Annotated in this window: 15 protein-coding genes; 10 read left to right on the top strand and 5 right to left on the bottom strand. The window is 41.3% G+C overall.

Going from position 1 to position 20,399, the window contains the following annotated elements:
- Both hpt and AS141_RS20925 read right to left on the bottom strand, forming a co-directional pair.
- Positions 1 to 546 (bottom strand): hypoxanthine phosphoribosyltransferase, encoded by a 546-nt coding sequence (gene hpt, locus AS141_RS20930; protein WP_057939656.1) that lies wholly within the window; start codon positions 544 to 546, stop codon positions 1 to 3.
- 9 nt (positions 547 to 555) lie between these two features.
- Positions 556 to 1,464: an aminopeptidase gene (locus AS141_RS20925; RefSeq protein ID WP_057939719.1), complete on the bottom strand. Its 909-nt coding sequence runs from the start codon at positions 1,462 to 1,464 to the stop codon at positions 556 to 558.
- Positions 1,465 to 1,639: 175 nt separating this feature from the next.
- On the opposite strand from AS141_RS20925, the gene AS141_RS20920 reads away from it, so the two are divergent.
- The 8 genes from AS141_RS20920 to AS141_RS20885 all read left to right on the top strand — a co-directional run bounded on the left by AS141_RS20920 (position 1,640) and on the right by AS141_RS20885 (position 14,402).
- Entirely contained in the window at positions 1,640 to 2,923 is a 1,284-nt protein-coding gene (locus AS141_RS20920) for an OmpA family protein (RefSeq protein WP_057939655.1), read from the top strand.
- A gap of 199 nt (positions 2,924 to 3,122) precedes the next feature.
- The gene (locus tag AS141_RS20915; RefSeq protein ID WP_057939654.1) at positions 3,123 to 4,079 is read left to right on the top strand and encodes a calcium/sodium antiporter; all 957 of its coding nucleotides are present in this window, start codon (positions 3,123 to 3,125) and stop codon (positions 4,077 to 4,079) included.
- A 27-nt stretch (positions 4,080 to 4,106) separates the two neighbouring features.
- The gene (locus AS141_RS20910) at positions 4,107 to 6,254 is read left to right on the top strand and encodes a cation:proton antiporter (RefSeq protein WP_057939653.1); all 2,148 of its coding nucleotides are present in this window, start codon (positions 4,107 to 4,109) and stop codon (positions 6,252 to 6,254) included.
- A gap of 169 nt (positions 6,255 to 6,423) precedes the next feature.
- The gene (locus AS141_RS20905) at positions 6,424 to 8,823 is read left to right on the top strand and encodes an outer membrane beta-barrel family protein (RefSeq protein WP_057939652.1); all 2,400 of its coding nucleotides are present in this window, start codon (positions 6,424 to 6,426) and stop codon (positions 8,821 to 8,823) included.
- Between the two features lie 102 nt (positions 8,824 to 8,925).
- On the top strand, positions 8,926 to 11,103 hold the full coding sequence (locus AS141_RS20900) for a DUF5916 domain-containing protein (RefSeq protein WP_057939651.1): 2,178 nt from the start codon (positions 8,926 to 8,928) through the stop codon (positions 11,101 to 11,103).
- Positions 11,104 to 11,280: 177 nt separating this feature from the next.
- Entirely contained in the window at positions 11,281 to 11,559 is a 279-nt protein-coding gene (locus AS141_RS20895) for a carboxypeptidase-like regulatory domain-containing protein (RefSeq protein ID WP_157243545.1), read from the top strand.
- Positions 11,560 to 11,702: 143 nt separating this feature from the next.
- Complete coding sequence (locus AS141_RS20890) at positions 11,703 to 13,937, top strand: S9 family peptidase (RefSeq protein ID WP_057939649.1); 2,235 nt, start codon at positions 11,703 to 11,705, stop codon at positions 13,935 to 13,937.
- Positions 13,938 to 14,000: 63 nt separating this feature from the next.
- On the top strand, positions 14,001 to 14,402 hold the full coding sequence (locus AS141_RS20885; protein ID WP_057939648.1) for a carboxypeptidase-like regulatory domain-containing protein: 402 nt from the start codon (positions 14,001 to 14,003) through the stop codon (positions 14,400 to 14,402).
- Between the two features lies 1 nt (position 14,403).
- On the opposite strand, the gene AS141_RS20880 is transcribed toward AS141_RS20885, so the two are convergent.
- Positions 14,404 to 14,604, bottom strand: coding sequence for a CPXCG motif-containing cysteine-rich protein (locus tag AS141_RS20880; RefSeq protein ID WP_057939718.1), 201 nt, complete (start codon positions 14,602 to 14,604; stop codon positions 14,404 to 14,406).
- A gap of 138 nt (positions 14,605 to 14,742) precedes the next feature.
- Between AS141_RS20880 and AS141_RS26920 the strand changes: the two genes are divergently transcribed.
- Positions 14,743 to 15,054: an ATP-binding protein gene (locus AS141_RS26920; RefSeq protein ID WP_057939647.1), complete on the top strand. Its 312-nt coding sequence runs from the start codon at positions 14,743 to 14,745 to the stop codon at positions 15,052 to 15,054.
- 355 nt (positions 15,055 to 15,409) lie between these two features.
- Here the strand turns inward: AS141_RS26920 and clpB are convergent, their stop codons facing one another.
- Entirely contained in the window at positions 15,410 to 18,025 is a 2,616-nt protein-coding gene (gene clpB, locus AS141_RS20865) for an ATP-dependent chaperone ClpB (RefSeq protein ID WP_057939645.1), read from the bottom strand.
- Positions 18,026 to 18,339: 314 nt separating this feature from the next.
- Here clpB and AS141_RS27450 point away from each other — a divergent pair, with 314 nt between their 5' ends.
- Positions 18,340 to 18,576: an ORF6N domain-containing protein gene (locus tag AS141_RS27450; RefSeq protein ID WP_394331083.1), complete on the top strand. Its 237-nt coding sequence runs from the start codon at positions 18,340 to 18,342 to the stop codon at positions 18,574 to 18,576.
- Between the two features lie 285 nt (positions 18,577 to 18,861).
- Here AS141_RS27450 and AS141_RS20860 read toward each other — a convergent pair whose 3' ends face one another.
- Complete coding sequence (locus AS141_RS20860) at positions 18,862 to 20,121, bottom strand: dipeptidase (RefSeq protein WP_057939644.1); 1,260 nt, start codon at positions 20,119 to 20,121, stop codon at positions 18,862 to 18,864.
- Positions 20,122 to 20,399 lie beyond the last annotated feature (278 nt).

The following is a 20,399-nucleotide window of genomic DNA, read 5'->3' as shown; positions in this document are numbered from 1 at the left end:
CTATTGATTTAAAGGAGTACTGAGTTGATAAATATCGGGCAAATTTCTGCCCAACCCATCGTAATCAAGGCCGTAACCGACCACAAATTTATTGGGAATTTCAAAACCCACATAATCCAATTTGTAATTAAACTGAAAAGCTTCCGGCTTGTGCAGCAAAGTAACAATGGAAATCCTGGCTGGATTTAATTCAGAAAGTGCCTTTATTAAATAATCCATGCTGATTCCAGTGTCAACTATATCTTCTACAACAAGTACATTTTTACCTTCAATTTTTTCTTCCATACCGAGTATGGAACGAACTGCGCCTGTAGATTCTGTGCCTGAATAACTGCTTACTTTAATAAACGTGGCAGAAAGAGGCAAATCAATGCTCCTGCATAGATCCGCCATAAAAACAAATGAGCCATTCAATATCCCAATTACCAGTAATTCTTCTCCTGCAAAATCCTGCGCGATTGCTTGCCCAAGCTGAGAATTCCGTTGACTAATTTCCTCAGCAGTCAGATAAACTTCGAATTCCTTATCCTTTACTTTTATTTTCATTCTAAAATTTTACAGTCTTTCCATTAAATAGGGATATATATCCAGCATCGCTTCTAGGTCCACCAAGGAGACTTTTTCATCAGGCGTATGGACATTTTCTTCGGCAGCACCGATAAAACACCAATCAATGGCATAAGGTGACATCTGAACCTCTCGCCCATCGCTCCCTCCATATTCTTCCACTTCCAGTTGAAAAGGTATTCCACTCCCCTCCAAAAGAGAGAGAATCCTATCAATAAACTTTTTGCGGGGAACAAATTTATCACGAATAGAGATTACAACCCCATTATGAAACTGTACACCTTCTGTAATCCAAGTAATATCTGCGATCAAAGCCTGCTTTATCGGGGCGGTTTGCTGAATAAATTTTAGCAGAAAAGGCATACTTCCACCACCATGCTCCTCATAAGTGGAAAAAACAACCCACCCATCGGTAATATTTTCACACAAATTCATCGCCACGTACATGCCCAATCTATTATCTAAATAAGCCGCTTGAATAAATTCTTCATCAATTCTTACATTTTGGGCGAATGAAAGTCGGGTTCCGGGATCAATTCCTCTCGGGAAATCATGGGAAATTTCATTTTCATCCCCTTTTAAATTACAGAAAATTTCCCCGAGCGAGTCCTTTCCCACCAATTTAGTACCTTCGATTATTTCCGGACCACCTACGCTAATCAGCTGATTATTATACCTTGACATGAAACCGATGGTATCCATGTGAGCAAAAACAGCAGTTCTAGGCTGTCCAAACTTCAAGAGAATACAATCATGAAAATTTTCACCAAAATAGATTTCAGGTAAAACATTCCAATAATTCTTTCGTTGGTCTATATATTGTAAAAGAAAATCTGACATCGCAGATTCATCACCCGAAACACTAAATCGTTTGAGGATTTCAAATAAAAATTTCATTTTGGCATAAATTATGTTAATATTCCACTGATAAATTTGAAGAAAGTCAGGAATTATTTTTTTCACCCTTGAATGGGGTTTTAAATAATTCAGCTAGATTTGTAGTAAATTAAAAGTTTATAAATTTGTATTCACATCAATCAACACTTAAAATTTGAACAAAAAATTTTTTGTTATGAAAAAACTAATACTATCAACAATTATGGCTGGCGCTCTAGCAATTGGAGCAAATGCCCAGGAATTCGACAAATTCTCTCTTGAGGTAGGAGGAGGTTTTAACAAACCGATGGCTCCTATTACCCCTGGATTTCTTTCTCCTTCTTTGAACCTAGGCCATATGGAAGTAGGGGCTAGATACATGTTCAATGAGAAATTCGGTGTTAAAGTGGATTATGGCTTTGGATCTATGAAAGAAGCCGGAGCTGATGATGCTGTTACTGGTAATTTTGACACCAAGTATTATCGTCTTAATCTTCAGATGATTTCTAACCTTGGCAGAATCATGAACTTCGAATCATTCACCAGATCATTCGGCCTATTGGGTCATTTTGGTGCAGGTATCGGGAACGTGAAGCCGGAAGAAAATCTTTACAGTGGTGAAACTGATGATGTCTACAACTTCATTGTGGGACTTACTCCTCAGTTGAAATTAGGCAAGAGTGTTGCTTTAGTCGGTGACATCAGTACTATCATCAATGGACGTCAATCTATCACATGGGACGGAGCTTCTGCTATAGGCCCAGCTGATCCAGGCTTTTTTGGAGCAAATAGCACCTGGTGGACAGGTTCGATTGGACTTCAGTTCTACTTAGGTAAAAATGAGGAGCATGCTGACTGGTACATCGCTGCTGATAAATATGCTACAAAAGAAGAACTTGCTACTCAGATCAATGGCATCAAAGACATGTTGAAAGATTCTGACGGAGATGGTGTTCCGGATTACTTGGACAAAGAGCCAAATACTCCAGCTGGAGCAAGAGTTAATTCTTCAGGTATGACTTTGGATTCTGACGGTGATGGTACTCCTGATCATATGGACAAATGCCCATTCCTTCCTGGTCCTGCTTCTACCGACGGATGTCCTGTTGAAGAAGTAGAAGAGCAGGTAGACTTCTTCAAGAAAGCTATCAATGATGGTTATGTAAACGTTTATTATGCTTTCGATAGCTCCAAGCCACTTGGATATTCTACTAGCGCAGCTAATTATGTATCTAACTTCTTGAAGAAAAATCCAGGCGTAAGTGTTGAAATCAAAGGATATGCTGATGAATTAGGCCCTGAAGATTATAACATGAAACTGTCAGAAAAAAGAGCTAAAGCTGTTTACGACATTCTAGTTGCTTCTGGAGTAGATGGATCAAGATTATCTTACAAAGGATATGGTGAAGACACCAGCGTTGACAAATCTTCTGCTGACGCAAGACAAATGGCTAGAAGAGCTAGCTTCGAAGTAAAATAATCTTACTTCTCATACTAAATTTAAAGCCCGGAGATTCCGGGCTTTTTTTTTGCTCTGGATTTTATTTTTTTTTTATGACTTGGCCATCCAAATGCTATTGGAAATAATTATTGATACAGTTTGATTTTCAAACTATTTTCAATCTACTTTTGATGGATTTCTGTACTCAGCTAGTTTTCAAATTGAAATCTACCACCTTATGATTCTTCAAAGTATTCTAGTGATTGTTGGACTTTTATTACTAGTAAAAGGAGCCGACTGGCTTGTAGATGGTGCCTCAGTTTTGGCAAAAAAACACAACGTATCCGATCTAGCTATAGGCTTGACAATCGTGGCTTTTGGCACTTCTGCCCCTGAGTTGGTTGTCAACTCTGTCGCTTCTATGGGGAATTATCCAGACATTGTTTTTGGCAATGTTATCGGATCCAATAATTTTAATTTGTTTATGATCTTGGGCATAGCAGGACTGATCACCCCGCTTTCCATACAGTCAAGTTCAGTTTGGAAGGAAATCCCCTTTTCATTTCTCTCCGTGATTATTTTGCTCTTTCTGGCAAATAATTACTTCAGCACTGATCAGTCCTCCTTATCAGCAATAGACGGTATTATCCTTTTAGCCTTTTTTGCTAGTTTCCTGTATTACGTCTTCACACAGCTCAAATCAGAACCGGATGTGGCGGAATTTTTTCAGAAGGACTATTCCAATCTAAAGATTTGGGTATTGATTTTGGCAGGTTTGGCAGGACTTGTCTTAGGAGGTAAACTCGTGGTGGACAATGCCGTAGCAATGGCACAATCCTTAGGTATAAGTGAAAAAATCATCGGGCTGACCATCATAGCCGCCGGCACTTCATTACCTGAACTTGCTACTTCGGTAGTCGCATCTATGAAAAAAAACAATGACATCGCAATCGGCAACATTATTGGCTCAAACATCTTCAATATTTTCCTGATCCTAGGCGTTAGTTCCCTGATAAGACCATTGGATTATTCTGCAGCTTTTAACACTGACTTATATATTCTTGGCGCTGGAACAATCTTTTTATTTCTGGCCATGTTTACCGGAAAAAGAAGAAGATTAGACCGCTGGGAAGCGGCCCTTTTGCTCATGGTATATCTAGGATATACGGTTTATTTGGTAAACGGAGAAATGTAAGACTATCGCTATATAAAATACGGAATTATGCATTTGGATCAACTTTCCGCACTTGAATTGCCCATAGAGAATCCGGTGCTCAAATTTCTATTGATCTTATTGATCATACTTCTTGCCCCTATAACACTCAATAGGCTGAAAATCCCTCCTCTGCTCGGATTGATCATTGCAGGAGCCATTATGGGCCCCACCGGTTTAAACTTGGTAGAGCGTGACGGCGGAATTATCCTCTCAGGAACTGCCGGAATGCTATATATCATGTTTTTGGCAGGATTGGAAATTGACCTGGCTGACTTTCGCAAACACAGCAAAAAGAGTTTAGTCTTTGGATTATATACCTTCCTTATTCCCATGACCCTGGGAATGATAGCCGGCCTCTATGTTCTCAATTTTGGGATGATGACCTCGATCCTTTTGGCTAGTATGTTTGCTTCTCATACGTTGATAGCCTACCCCATGATTTCTAAATTGGGAATTGCAAAAAACAAAGCGGTCAACATAACTGTAGGAGGCACGCTCATCACTGATACATTGGCATTGCTGGTACTGGCTGTTGTCGTTGGAGCTACAAAAGGTGAAGTAAATGCTTTCTTCTGGATAAAATTAGTGATCTCATTAACTGTTTTCACCTGCATTGTAGTCTTTCTGCTGCCAAAGATCGCCCGTTGGTTTTTGAAGAAATACGAAGACAATGTATCCCAATATGTCTTCTGCCTTACATTGGTATTTTTAGGTGCAGCACTGGCCGAAATTGCCGGAGTCGAACCCATCATTGGTGCGTTTCTCGTAGGTTTGGCAGTTAATCCCCTGATTTCCCACACCTCTCCCTTGATGAATAGGATTGAATTTGTGGGCAACGCCATCTTCATTCCTTTTTTCTTGATAGGGGTAGGTATGCTGGTTGATTTCAAAGCCTTCATCACAGGATGGGAAACGATTACCGTCGCGATAGTCATGACTGTTGTGGCCACACTGGCAAAATATCTCGCTGCCTTGGCTACACAAAAAACCTATGGATTCTCAAAGGATGAGCGCAGTGTGATTTTCGGACTGAGCAATGCGCAGGCGGCGGCAACTTTGGCAGCGGTAACGGTTGGCTATAGAATCATTTTGGGTACAGATGAAAATGGAGACCCCGTCCGTTTACTCTCAGAATACGTGCTAAACGGGACCATCATCATGATCCTGGTTACTTGCACGATTGCTTCTCTGGTAGCCCAGAAAAGTGGTAAACGAATCGCTTTGGCTGATTCTCCTCTGCATGAAGATAGCAGTGAAGAGGTACCGGAACGCATCCTGATTCCAGTAAGGAACCAAGAGACCTCTGACGAGCTCATTCACCTCAGCATTATGCTGAAATCGGCCCAAAAACAGTCCAGTCTCTATGCACTCAGCATTATTAACCCAAATCTGGAAGATGCAAATGCAGAAATGAAAGCACAGAAGACATTGAACCAAGCCAGTAAAACCGCAGGCGCCACAGATCATTTTCTTTACGAGTTGCTACGCTATGATACCCATGTGGAGCACGGAATTTCGAGCGTCATCCATGAAAACAAAATCACTGATCTGGTACTCGGATTACACGAAAAAACCAAAATAGATGACAGTTTTTTGGGAAGTCTGACCGAAGGGCTTCTTAGCAAATGTAATACGACCACTTTCATTTACAAGCCCCATCAGCCTGTTGATACGCATAGACGTCATTTGGTTTTCATTCCTCCCCATGCAGAAAAGGAGCTTGGCTTTCCTTTCTGGCTGGTGAAAGTCTGGAACATCGCACGGAACTCAGGAGCCCGAATGATTTTTTACTTAGCTCCCGAAACAAAACATTACTTAAAGGAAATCCTTATAAAACATCCTATACGCGTAGAATTCAGACCTTTTCCGGAATGGAATGAACTCGGAAACCTAAATATCATCCTAAAGCCTGACGACAATCTCATCATGGTGCTCAGCCGAAAAGGTGAAGCTTCCTATCATCCCAGCTTAGAACGTGTACCTCTGCTCATCAATGCCTGGCTGAAAAACCACAGCTTTATTCTCATCTATCCTAATCAGCCAAAAGCCGGGGGGATGCCAGTGATGGACATGATGCATGGCTCGCTGATTGGACCAATAGAGCGTTTGGACTGGATAGGCAGGATCTTGACCAGTCTTTTGAAAAGAAAATAAGCTCTGCCAATAGTGCAAGTCCCGTTTCTATCCGTCCGCAGGATTTCACCTTTGATCATTTTTTAACTGATATTCCGCAAAAATCAGAATATCTTTTCAGGGTTTTAAACAACTGCCTGATTTACTTTGGTAAAAAAATCGCTCAACCCAAAACCTAAACCGACCTGTGATGCCTGCTGTTTCCCCGAACCTATATAGCAAAATTTCTATTTCGCTTCTGTTAAGTGTATTTCTCTGCCTCTCCCTAGCTGCTCAGCAAACACCCAAGGACAAAATCACCGGAATTGTTACCGAAGAAGGCACGGACACTCCGCTGCCCTTTGCTTCCATCGGTATTTACTCTTCTTCTGACAGCCTGATCTCTGGCGGTCTTTCGGATGATAATGGCAAGTTTCAGATCGATATTCCAAATGGAGAGTACTATGCCTTGATAGAGTTCATGGGGTATGAACCTTTCCAAACCAACATTTTCACTATATCCAAAGCGTCCCCTTCTTATGATTTGGGGCAAATCCAGCTGAAAACCAGTGCTGAAAATCTGAACGAGGTAGTTGTCCGGGGCGAGAAAACTATCATGGAGCTTTCACTGGATAAGCGGATTTTCAATGTAGGAAAAGACCTTGCAAATGCTGGAGGCAATGCCAGTGACATCCTGATGAATCTCCCCTCAATTGCTGTAGATCCAGAAGGAAATGTTCGTTTACGGGGTTCGGCCAATGTCCGGATTCTGATCGATGGAAAACCCTCTGGATTGGTGAGTTTCAAAGGTAGTGCAGGGCTCCGTCAATTGCCTGCAAATATGATCGAGCGGGTGGAAGTCATTACCAATCCATCAGCTCGTTATGAAGCTGAAGGCATGGCCGGAGTAATCAATATCATTTTGAAAAAAGACAATAACCAGGGTTTTAACGGATCCTTCGAATTGGTTGGTGGAGTTCCGACAAATTTAGGTTTCACAGCTAATCTTAACTACAGACATAAGCGAATAAATTGGTTTATCAACTACAGCCTTACGCACCGTAGATCCCCCAATGTCGGAGAACTTTACCAGGAAACGTATGGAGAAGACACCACTTTTATTTTAAACCAAAGCAACGAAGGGGTGGTAAAAAGTCTGAATAATAACATTCGTGGTGGACTGGACTATTATTTCAGTGAAAACAGTATTCTTACGCTTTCATACCTCTGGAGAAGAAGTGATGCACATCGAATTACTGATATCCGCTATGAAGACTCTTGGAATAGTATTGATAATCTGCAAAGCTATACCTTGAGAAAACAAGATGAAACAGAGGAGGAGCCAAACTCTGAAATCTCGATGAATTACAAAAAGAGTTTCGAGCGCAAAGGCCACGAATTAACCGGAACACTGACTTATTTGAATTACTGGGAAAATTCCGATCAGCTTTTTACGCAATATTCTTTCACCCCCGAGGACAGTCCAATCGAAGGTTCATCTGTTGTACAAACCTCCCTGAATGATGAATATGAAAATCAGTATTTGGCCATGCTGGATTATGTGAAGCCTTTTGCAAAAGAGGGGAAATTTGAAACTGGTTTTCGTACAAGCTTTCGTCGGATGAAAAATGACTACATCGTTGAGCAAGAAAATGCGAATGGTGACTTTGAACCTATTCCCGGGCTGGACAACATTTTTCTTTATGATGAGAATATACTGGCTGCCTACGGAATTCTGGGTAACACTTCCAACAAATGGAGCTATCAAGGTGGGTTGAGGGTAGAATATACAGATGTGAAAACCACCTTGGAAGAAACCAATGAAGTGAACCCAAGAAAATACACGAATCTCTTTCCTAGCGCACACCTCACCTATAATATCACCCAGGAAAATGCCTTACAAATCAGCTACAGCCGTCGTGTCCGTCGCCCCGTTTATAACGATTTAAGCCCATATGTTACACTTTCCGATTCCAGAAATTTCTTCAGTGGAAATCCTGATCTGAACCCAGAATACACAAATTCATTCGAGCTGGGCCACATTAAATATTTTGACAAGGGAACACTTTTTACTACGGTCTACTATCGCAGTACAGATGACAAAATCGAACGGTTACGTTCTGTAGATGACCAAGGAAATTCTACAACCTTACCTTACAATCTGACTGGCGAAAATTCATTTGGCGTGGAACTGAGTAGTGATTATCAACTATACGACTGGTGGAAACTGGATTTCAATGCCAATTTTTTCCATTCTGATATCGATGGGACAAATATTCAAAACGGTTACCAAACCAAGACGTATTCCTGGCTTTTCCGACAGACTTCCAGGTTTACTGTGGCAGAGGGATTAGATATCCAATTAAGAGCCAATTATGATGCAAGGCAGAAAACCGTCCAGGGAGTCAGAAAAGGCATTTTCTTCATGGATCTTTCGGCTAGCAAAAACATATTCCAAGACAGAGGAACTTTAGTTTTCAACGCTACGGACATTTTCAATTCCAGAAGAAATAGATACATCAGTGAAGGCATGAATTTCTATACCGAAGGGAATTCCCAATACCAGAGACGGCAGTTAATTCTAACATTAAGCTACAGGTTAAAGCAATAAATGTTTATGGATTTTTTTCATTAACTTCTTGAAAGATTAAATAAAAATTAAGCTAATTTGAACTGGATAAACCCTCAATCTGCCTTTCAAGTAGTGTAACCCATGCGTAAACTCATCCTTATTTTGCTGTTGGGTATGGCAAATGCAACACTACTTTCTGCGCAAAAAATCAACAATTCCTATCGACTCCACATTCAGAAAGCCAGTTCAGAAATCCTGATCGACGGAGCTCTTGACGAGCAAGCTTGGCTTGATGCGGAAATCGCAACTGATTTTTTCATGATTACTCCTATGGACACGAGCTTCGCCCAGGTGAGAACGGATGTACGGATGACCTACGATGATGAAAATCTATACCTGCTCGTGGAGAATTTCCATGCAGTAGAAGGACCATATATGGTGGAATCGCTTCGCCGGGATTTCAGCTTTGGCAAGAACGATAACTTCCTTCTGTTCATGGATCCATTCGATGATCAGACCAATGGATTTTCTTTTGGTGCCAACGCAGCCGGTGCACAATGGGATGGAATCATGTACAATGGAGGAAGTGTGGATCTCAGCTGGGACAATAAATGGTCTTCAAAAGTCATCAATTATGATGACAAGTGGGTTTTTGAAGCAAAAATCCCATTCAAATCCATCCGCTACAAAAAGGGAATTACAGAATGGGGGATTAACTTTTCCCGTCTTGATCTAAAGACCACAGAAAAATCAGGGTGGGCACCAGTCCCGCGCCAATTTCCATCAGCTTCATTGGCTTACACTGGCATTCTTGTTTGGGATCAGCCCCCTCCGCAGACTGGAGCAAATATTTCTGTGATTCCTTACGCTTTGGGCGGATTTAGTAAGGAAGTATCTTCTGGAGGCGATACAGAATACCGAAAAGAAGTGGGAATGGATGCTAAAATCGGTTTGACCTCCTCACTTAATCTAGATCTGACGGTAAATCCGGATTTTTCGCAAGTGGAAGTAGACCGACAAGTAACCAACTTGGATAGATTTGAACTCTTCTTCCCTGAAAGAAGGCAATTCTTTCTAGAAAACGGAGACTTGTTTGCAAGTTTTGGTTACAACACGATCCGCCCCTTTTTCTCCAGAAGGATAGGATTAAACGCCCCAATCCAATTTGGTGCTAGACTTAGTGGGAAAATCAACAAAAACTGGCGAATAGGTGCTATGACTATGCAGACCGGTGAAGTTGAAGAAGATGCTTTGCCTGCACAGAACTTTACTGTTTTGGCACTACAAAGACAAGTAGGTGCCCGCTCCAATATCACGGGGATGTTTATCAATAAGCAGTCACTGAATTACAACCCTGATCCAGAATCAGAAAACCCTATTTACTCCCAGTTCAACAGGAATGTAGGTCTGGAGTACAATCTTGCCTCGTCCAATAATCTCTGGACAGGAAAGGCAATGATGCTTCAAAGCTTTGGGCCTGACAATGAAGGAAATGGATTTGTTCATGCCGCCAATTTGAAATACGCTTCCGGAAATCTTACCTGGAACTGGCAGCACGAGTATGTTTCTGAAAACTACACCGCCGAAGTAGGATACGTGCCGAGAAGAGGTTATGTGAAAATTGACCCCGAGATCGGTTATCGCTGGTTTCCAAAAAGTGACAAAATCCTAAGTCACGGCCCGGATGTAGGCTCCACTTTCTACTTCAACACAGATAGGGAAAAGACTGACAACACTACGTATTTAGCATATAATCTAAAATGGAGAAGCCAGAGCACATTCATGCTTTGGACGAGTACGGACTACGTCAAATTACAGCAACCTTTTGACCCTACAAATTATAGTGGAGACACCCTTACCACGGGTACGGAGCATCAATGGTATGCGATGGGTGCAGAATATACTTCCAAACCACAACGCGTTTTCACCTATGCCTTCAGCACCCGATTGGGTGGATATTATGCAGATGGAGAAAGATACAATTTTACGGCAGAGCTTGGGTATCGATTCCAGCCCTATGTAAGCATCACTATGAATGCCGGATACAATGAAATCCATTTGCCTGAACCTTGGAACACCACTAGCTTTTGGCTGGTTGGCCCCAGAGTAGATGTGACGATGACAAACACACTTTTTTTTACGGCTTTTATCCAGTACAATGAACAGATCGAAAACATCAACCTAAACACCCGCTTTCAGTGGAGATTCAAACCTGCTTCCGATCTATTTTTGGTTTATACTGACAATTACCTTCCAGCTCCTTTTTATACCAAAAACCGCTCGTTGGTCCTGAAATTTACTTACTGGTGGAACCTGTAAAAAATAAGCTAATAACATTCATAAACTTGATTTAGACCAAGATTTATAGTTAATTCATTTCATTGATTTTTACTTTTCAGATCCATGGATACTTCAGCATCGAATTTCCCTCGCATTTTCTTTTTTATAGGAATTTTCTGCTGCCTTAGTCTCAGCCAAGAATCTATTGCCCAAAAAATGGATAAACCGACAGCAACACCTATTGTGAGAGGTCAAATTATTAACAAGGATGCTTCTCCAATAATCGGCGCCACCGTAATTGTGGAGGGCACAACTACGGGTACTGTTTCCGACGCAAATGGCTTTTTCGAATTAGATCTAAGCCTTTTCACCAAAAAAGGTGTTACTTTAATGTTGCACTATATTGGAAAGGAAACCAAATCAGTGGACCTGAAAATTATAGATCTGCCAAAGTCCCTTGGCCAGATCAAATTGAAAGATGCCCTTTTAAAGTAGCTATCCAAAAACAGGAAATTCACCTAATCAGGAAAAGCATAAAACAGGTCAAATTGACTTGTTTTTCTTTTGCATTGACCTCTAATGAAAAGTCTTGGGATATTCCCTTATTTTTGAAGACTTCAGTTTAAACCCAATTGTTCATGCATTTTCCAAGACAATTCTATTGCATAGTTTTTCTATTCGTGCTAGTTGCAGGTTCCGCTTTTGCTCAACAAGAAGATCTTCTCTCTTTAGAACAGATCTACGCTTCAAGTGAGTTTGCTCAGGAAAGACTACAGCCCATCCAATGGATTGAAAACGGTGAGGCTTATGTCACCGTAGAAAACGGGAATGAATTGACAAGATGGGATAGTCAAAGTTTAGAGAAAAGCATTTTTGTCCCTGGTTCGGCTTTGCAAAGTAATGGAAAGCCTTTCAGGATCGAATCATTCAGCCTTTCCGATGACGGCAGCAAAGTATTGATTTTCACTAATTCCAGCCGTGTCTGGAGGTCCAATACCAAAGGTGATTATTGGGTTTATGATCTGGCAAGCAAAGAATTAAAGCAATTGGGAAAAGAATTTGAGCCCTCCTCGCTGATGTTTGCAAAATTTTCGGATGACAACAAATACGTAGCTTATGTCCAAAAATTCAACCTGTACAAAGAAAATTTCTCTACAGGGGAAATCACACAGCTTACCAAGGACGGCACCGACAAGGTCATCAACGGAACCTTCGATTGGGCTTATGAGGAAGAATTTGGAAAGCGGGATGGTTTTGCCTGGAGTCCGAATGCCATGCACATTGCTTTCTGGCAGATTGATGCTTCGAAAATTGGTACATTTTACATGATCAACAATACGGATTCTGTTTATTCCAAACCTATTCCATTGCAATATCCCAAAGTCGGGGAAGAACCCGCCGGAGCTAAAATCGGCCTTATTGATATGGCTTCGCAAAAAACCAAGTGGATTCTGATTCCAGGAGGAGAAAAGGAAAATTACTTGCCTGGGATGCAATGGATCAATCCTGATCTGCTATTGATTCAGCAGATGAATCGTAAGCAAAACCAATTGACTATCTGGACTTACAAGCCTTCGAATGCAGAATTAAAAAAAATTTACGTGGAAACTGAGAAGACTTGGGTGGATTTGGCATATCCTGATCTTTCCCGATATGGCTGGAGCGACAATAGTCTCACACTAGTGGATGATGGAAAAGCCTTTCTCAGAATGACGGAAAATGATGGCTGGAGACATATTTACAAAGTTGAAATAGCTACGGGTATGAAGACTTTAATCACACCTGGAGAATTTGATGTTGCTTCATTTGGAGGTCTTTCAAACAAAGAAGTGTTCTTTATCGCTTCTCCTAATAATGCCACTCAACGCTACCTTTATGCCATTGACCTGGAAGGCAAAGGAAAACTTAGACGTGTTACTCCGGAAGCTTTTGATGGAGTTAATACATACGATATTGCTCCAAATGGTCAAGTAGCTATTCATAATCATCAAAGCACAAGTGAGCCTTTAACCACAAGACTTGTTTCCTTGCCCGCCCATGAAACAGTAAAGAACTTAGTAGAAAATGAAGCTTACAAAGCCAAACTGGCTTCACTTAAAACTCCCGATATCAAATTTACCACGGTAACCACTTCGGAAGGTGTGACACTGGACGCAAGAGTGATTTACCCGGTTGATTTCGATGAGTCAAAGAAATATCCTGTCCTTTTCCATGTCTATGGCGAGCCTTGGAGCACCGTTGCTACAGATACTCAGGTCGGTCTTTACAATATTATGCTCGCCCAAAAAGGCTATTTCATTATCGATATGGATAATCGAGGCACGCCAACACTCAAAGGTAGTGAATGGAGGAAAAGTATCTATAGAAAAATCGGAGTGATCAATACCTTAGATCAGGGTCAGGCAGCCAAAGAACTGCTGAAACTTCCTTACCTGGATGAAAGCCGGGTTGCCGTTTGGGGATGGAGCGGTGGAGGGTCCATGACGCTAAATCTGATGTTTAAATTCCCAGAGGTTTACCAAACAGGAATGTCTGTAGCTGCTGTTTCGAATCAACTGATCTATGACAATATTTACCAAGAAAGATACATGGGCTTACCACAGGAAAATATGGAAGATTTTGTAAACGGATCTCCTATCACGTATGCCAAAAATCTGGAAGGAAATCTGTTGATTGTACATGGCACAGGTGATGACAACGTGCATTACCAAGGGGCGGAAATGCTGATAAACGAGCTGATAAAACACAATAAGCAATTCCAGATGATGCCTTATCCCAACCGCTCCCATGGTATCTACGAAGGAGTTGGAACGAGCCTTCACTTGTACACATTATTGACAAATTATTTAATAGAGCACACGCCAGTTAATTAATTATCAAAAGATTAGGATTTATAAACTATTTTATATTTCTTACTATTAAAAATTAGTAAATCTATGAAAAAAACGTTGATTGAATCCCAAAAAATAAAACTAAGAAGGTTAACTATGGGTATTTTGTCCATTTTCATCCTTTTCTTAGGAGGTGTAATCTTTTCAGCTACGCAACTTACCGCTGCTACAGAAAAGGAACTGAAATCTGACAAAACAGTAAAAGGGTTGATTTTATCTCCGGATAAAAAGCCTATACCAGGCGCTGTCATTATTGTCAAGGATACGGATACCGGAACAGTGGCAGATATAGATGGAGTTTTTAGCATGGATTTGCAATACTTCGAAGAAGAAAGTGTAACCTTAACAATCTCCATGACCGAATACGAATCTACGGAAGTGGTAGTGAAGACAAACAAATTACCAAAGGACTTAGGTAAAATCACTTTACAAAAGGAAACTGAATAAGCTATCGCTCAATTGATTTTGCTTCGAAAGAAACAATTTCATTTTCCTCAACTGCAACCCCGACTTCGATCGGGTTGCAGCAAATTCCGAAGTCTTCGATGTACTGTTGCGTGGGTATGGAGAAATCTATTAACATAGAAGTCTCTGCTAAGCAGCAGGGACATTGAAAGTAATGTTCTAGCTTCAGGATAATGAAATACATCATCATCTTCAACTGACGGTATTAATGTAAATACCGTCAGTTTTCTTTTTTCCTCAAGGAGTTACTTTGTATGTATTTCAAAAAAAAATAGTGCAAAACATTCCCAGAGCATTACAAGCCGATTTTAATCGGAAACCCATGCCAAATAAGGTACTGATGATCCATGGTCCGCGCAGATCTGGGAAAACCGCGCTCGTGCGCAAATTTACCGAGAATGTAGATCCCCAGAAAAGCTTGATACTAAATGGAGAGGATGTGCTCGATACCGGGCTTTTACAAGAAAGATCAGTGGCGAACTACAGTCGCTTACTGGCTGGCAAAAACTTGCTAGTCGTCGACGAGGAGCAGCATATTCCTGACATTGGTATGATACTGAAGTTGATGGTGGATAGTATCGACGGGATTCGTGTGATTGCAACGGCTTCTTCTTCTTTTGACGTGCACCAGTAAGTAGGCGAGCCCTTAGTTGGAAGGAAAAACACCTTATTCCTTTATCCTTTGGCACAAATGGAATTTGCCCAAATGTCATGTCCACTGCAACAATTATTTCTGGAGCACATACGACCAGCAGGAAATCGACTGTGTGGAAGAAGAAGGTGATCTGCTTCGGGCTTACGAATTCAATTATCAAAAAAGTAAGCCCTCCAAATCTCCAGCAACCTGGGGAAAGCCTATCCAGATGCCAGTTATGAAACCATACAAACGGGGAATTATTTGGACTGGATTAGGGCTTAAGAATCTGGAAAAAAAAAACCCATGAAGCTTTATCGGCTTCAAGGGTTTTAATGGTTAAACATACTAATGTTTACAACTCTGCAGTTTCCACATTTTTGAAATACACCTGCTTATCTGCATCCAGATCCACCAAGACGGCAGAATCATTTTTTATATAGCCTGCCAGAATCTGTTTGGACAATTCATTCAATACCAACCGTTGCATGGTCCTTTTAAGCGGCCTTGCACCGAAATTGGCATCAAAACCTACCTCACCCAGGTAATCCAACACTTCCTTAGTAGCTTCGATCTCAATACCAGATTCAGCCAAACGATGCTGGATTTCCTTCCACTGAATGTCCACGATCTTTCGGATAATCTGCTTGTTCAAAGGCTCAAACATGATCGTTTCATCTATCCTGTTCAAGAACTCAGGACGTACTGCCTTTTTCAAAAGCTCATAAACTTCAGTTTTGGTCTTTTCCAAAACATCCTCTTTATTCCACTCTTCCATTTCAGCAAACCTCTCCTGGATCAGGTGTGAACCAATATTAGTGGTCAAGATAATTATCGTGTTTTTGAAATTTGCTACCCGCCCTTTATTATCAGTCAATCGACCATCATCTAAGACCTGCAAGAGAATATTGAACACATCCGGATGGGCTTTCTCGATCTCATCCAGCAGGATCACTGAGTAAGGCTTTCTTCGAACTGCCTCAGTCAACTGACCACCTTCATCGTATCCAACATAGCCTGGAGGCGCGCCTACCAAACGGCTGACTGCATGTCTTTCCTGATATTCAGACATATCAATCCGCACCATGGCATTTTCGTCATTGAAGAGATATTCTGCCAAAGCCTTCGCAAGCTCGGTTTTACCCACACCGGTTGTCCCCATAAAGATAAAGCTTCCAATAGGACGCTTCGGATCCTGTAGTCCAGCCCGGCTTCTTCGCACAGCATCAGAAAGAGCCGTGATCGCCTCTTTCTGACCAGCAACCCGTCTCCCAAGCTCTTCCTCTAAATGGAGCAATTTCTCCCGCTCGGATTGGATCATTTTGTTCATCGGGATTCCCGTCCACTTGGACACCACAGCAGCGATATCCTCCTGATCAACTTCCTCTTTCAGCAATGGCGAGCCCGCCTGCATTTCAGCCAATTGAGATTTGAAAGATTCCAGTTTTTGCTCAGCCTCTCCAATCTTTCCATATCGGATCTCGGCTACCTTACCGAAATCTCCAGCTCGTTCAGCCTGCTCAGCCTCCAGTTTATAATTATCAATCCGCTCTTTTTCACGTTGAATGCCCGTAATAACGGCTTTTTCGCTTTCCCATTTCGCTTTGACGCTATCACGTTTTTCTGCCAATTCCGCTAATTCCTTACTCAGAACAGTTTCTTTGTCTTTGTTCTTTTCTCTACGGATAGCCTCTCGCTCGATCTCCAGCTGCATGATTCGACGATTCAGTTCATCGAGCTCCTGAGGCAAAGAATCAATTTCCATCCTCAGCTTAGCCGCGGCCTCATCCATCAAATCAATGGCTTTATCAGGCAAGAAACGATCAGAAATATATCGTTGCGAAAGCTCCACTGCTGCAATCACCGCATCATCCTTGATCCGCACTCCATGGTGAAGCTCATACTTATCCTTGATTCCCCGAAGAATGGAAATCGCATCTGCAGCGTCAGGTTCATCTACTATCACAGATTGGAATCTCCTCTCAAGTGCTTTGTCTTTCTCAATGTATTTCTGATACTCTTTAAGCGTGGTGGCTCCGATCGCATGGAGCTCTCCTCTAGCCAAAGCAGGTTTCAACAAGTTAGCTGCGTCCATGGCTCCTTCACCTCCTCCACCTGCGCCGATCAGTGTATGTATCTCATCGATGAAAAGAATAATTTCGCCCTCTGCGTCGGTGACCTCTTTGATCACAGCTTTTAATCGTTCCTCAAATTCACCTTTGTACTTGGCTCCAGCGACGAGCAGCCCCATGTCCAAAGAGATCAAAGTCTTTGATTTCAAATTCTCAGGCACGTCACCAGACACTATTCTTTGAGCCAATCCTTCTACGATTGCAGTTTTACCTACGCCAGGTTCTCCTAAAAGGATGGGATTGTTTTTGGTTCTTCTAGCAAGAATTTGAAGTACCCTACGAATCTCCTCATCTCGGCCAATCACAGGATCAATCTTCCCTTTTTTAGCCATTTCATTCAGGTTTTTGGAGTATTTCTCCAGCGCCTGATACTTGCTTTCTGCGTTTGGATCGGTCACTTTATTACCTTTTCTAAGTTCCTTGATAGCTTCGATCAAAGGCTTCTCGGAAATCCCCTGATCTTTTAAAATATTCCCTGCTGCATCCCCGCTCGCCAAAATAGCAAGCAACAGATGCTCTATTGCCACATACTCGTCCCCAAAGGTTTTAAGATAGTCCTTTGCTTTGGTTAGCACCTGATTGGAATAGTTGGAAAGATACGGCTGTTGACCGCCGGTTACTTTAGGCAGTTTAGCTAGTTGATCCTCCAGCTTTTGGCTGATCAATTGTTTGCTCGTTCCCAATCGCTTAAATAAGAAATCCGTTACATTTTCATCCTCGGAAAGAATCCCCTTCAGAAGATGCGTCGGTTCAATCGCCGGTTGCCCTGCAGCAGAGGCGATCTCCAATGCCTTTTGGATCGCCTCCTGAGATTTTATAGTGAATTGTTTAAAGTCCATTGTTATAGTTGGTTATCAGTGGTATCTAAATTTACAGATTGAGACAGTGAGATTCAATCTATCCCATAGCTTCAAACCCTCTATTATCAAAACAACCTCCAATTACTTTTTTCGGTCAAAATGACTGAAAATCAACAAGAAACTTCCTTAACTATGCAAAATTGACAGAATTATCTTCTGATTTTAATTATTTCACGACATAATGCGCGTTTACCTTAACTTTTTTATATGTCCGTTTAGATTTATAGTTTTTTAAAGCATTATTTCTCCTTTATATTTTTACACCGATGAACACACTCCTTGCAGCGTAAGATATTTTACTACTCATTCATAAAATCCTAAATCAAAAAGTCCTGTTAGACGCTGATTTTGCAGAAATGTATGGGATATTTACCAAACGACAATATGAGCAAACAAAAAGAAATCTTCATTGGTCCCCTGCAGAGTTTCTGTTGATTGAGCAGGAGTGGAAAAACCTGAAGTCGCAATTGCGACCTCAGGATAGGGAGGCAGACGAACCCCTCATTATGCTTTTACTCAGCAAGAAGTAGCGGTTATCTCTCGTATTGAATCAAGCGTTTCAAGCCAATATCTCTATTATGAGAATCCTTGTAAAAATGAAGGAGCCGGCTATGGATTTTCCCGAACTACAGTACAAAATTCAGGCATTACAAGATTCCGAATCCAATCAAAAACGACTTATAAACTATGTTTAACAAATGATAGAGGAACTTTTTAAAGCTTGCCTCAGGTGAAAGGAAGCCTATTTGGCTCCAAAATAAAGCCCTGCTTCAATCAAGAAGGCAGGGCTCAAACTTTTAACTAATTAACAAAAATTACTTTTGGCTCGCAGCATAATCCTCCACAGCCTTCCAAACTCTAAATACATTTTTATAGCATATTTTCTCGATCTCTTCTCTTGTGTAGCCTCTCTTCAGAAGCTCCGCGATCAAATTAGGATACATCGACACATCTTTCAGGCCAGTAGGCAAGGAATCACCTACTCCATCAAAGTCTGACCCTAAACCGATATAATCAATTCCAACCAGGTTTTTCACATAGTCGATATGGTCCGCTACTCTTTGCACTGTTGGAAAAGGATTATTGGCCTGCGTATATTCCGAGGCATATGCTTTAAAAGAAGAATCACTCCGACTCAGATTATTTTCTGCCATATAATTGATCAGATGTTCACGCACTTTATCAGCTCCCGCCGCATAGGCAGAATCAATAAAAGTCCCACCAAAATTGATCATCATCACGCCTCCATTTTTAGCCAAACCCTGAATCAGCCCATCATTCATATTCCGCTCAAAACCAGGAGTAATGGCTCTCACAGAGGAATGCGATGCAATCGCAGGAACTTTCGTAACGGCCAAAGCATCTTTGAATGTATCATCTGAAACGTGTGAAAGATCAACCATAATCCCGACCCGGTTCATCTCAGCAACTACTTGTTCGCCATATTCACTCAAACCATTGTACAGTCTGACAGTATCATAACTGCTATCCCCAATCAAATTGGCTTTGCCATGGGTCAAAGTAATGTAGCGTATTCCTCTTTCCTGAAAATAAGCCACATTGGCAATATCATCTTCAAGCGCAGAACCATTTTCCATTCCCATCGGCAAGGAGATTTTACCTTCGGAAAAATTAGCTTCCACATCAGCAGGACTATAAGCCATAGCAAACTTATCCGGAAAAGTTTCAGCCAATCGTTCTGTCATACGTATTAAAGAATCCGCTAGTGCCTTAGAAGAGCCCGGGGTCTGCTGGAGACCCGCTGGTATATAAATTGACATAAAAGGAGCGTCAAGCCCTCCTTCTTTGGCTCTAGGAAAGTCAAAATTACCATCAGGAGTTCGCACCGAGACATCCAAAACTTCCCGCTGAAGAGTAAATCCTCCTACTTTCATTCGATAAGGCAAATCTACATGCCCGTCTACAATAATCGTTTCTTGTGCTATTTCTTTAGCGATTTCCAATCGCTCCTCATCGGAAAGTGTAGTATAATCAATTAGGGTTTCTTCTTGTTCTTTAGGAGAGCAGGCAAAAGCCAAGGCGACAAGAAATGTTAGATTTAGATATGTCCTCATAAGTTGGTGGTTTATATTTATCCGTAAGATAATCGGATTTATCAACGCTTCCCGAAATAATCCATCAAAGGCATTTCTGAAGGAATTTTAGACGGATAATTAAAGATTACAACCCTAGATTTTAACTTTTACAGATTTTTTTTGAATTTCATCTGCTAATTCTACCTACGAAAGCTATTCACTCCCAAATAAAATCATTTTCAGTATTTAAGTTAAAATTTAGACCTTTATAAAACAATGAATGAATCGGCAGTATTTTATCCTCTCTAAGGAATGAA

This window comes from Algoriphagus resistens (assembly GCF_001442615.1).
Lineage (GTDB): Bacteria > Bacteroidota > Bacteroidia > Cytophagales > Cyclobacteriaceae > Algoriphagus > Algoriphagus resistens.
This window is presented reverse-complemented; position numbering and strand designations above follow the sequence as displayed.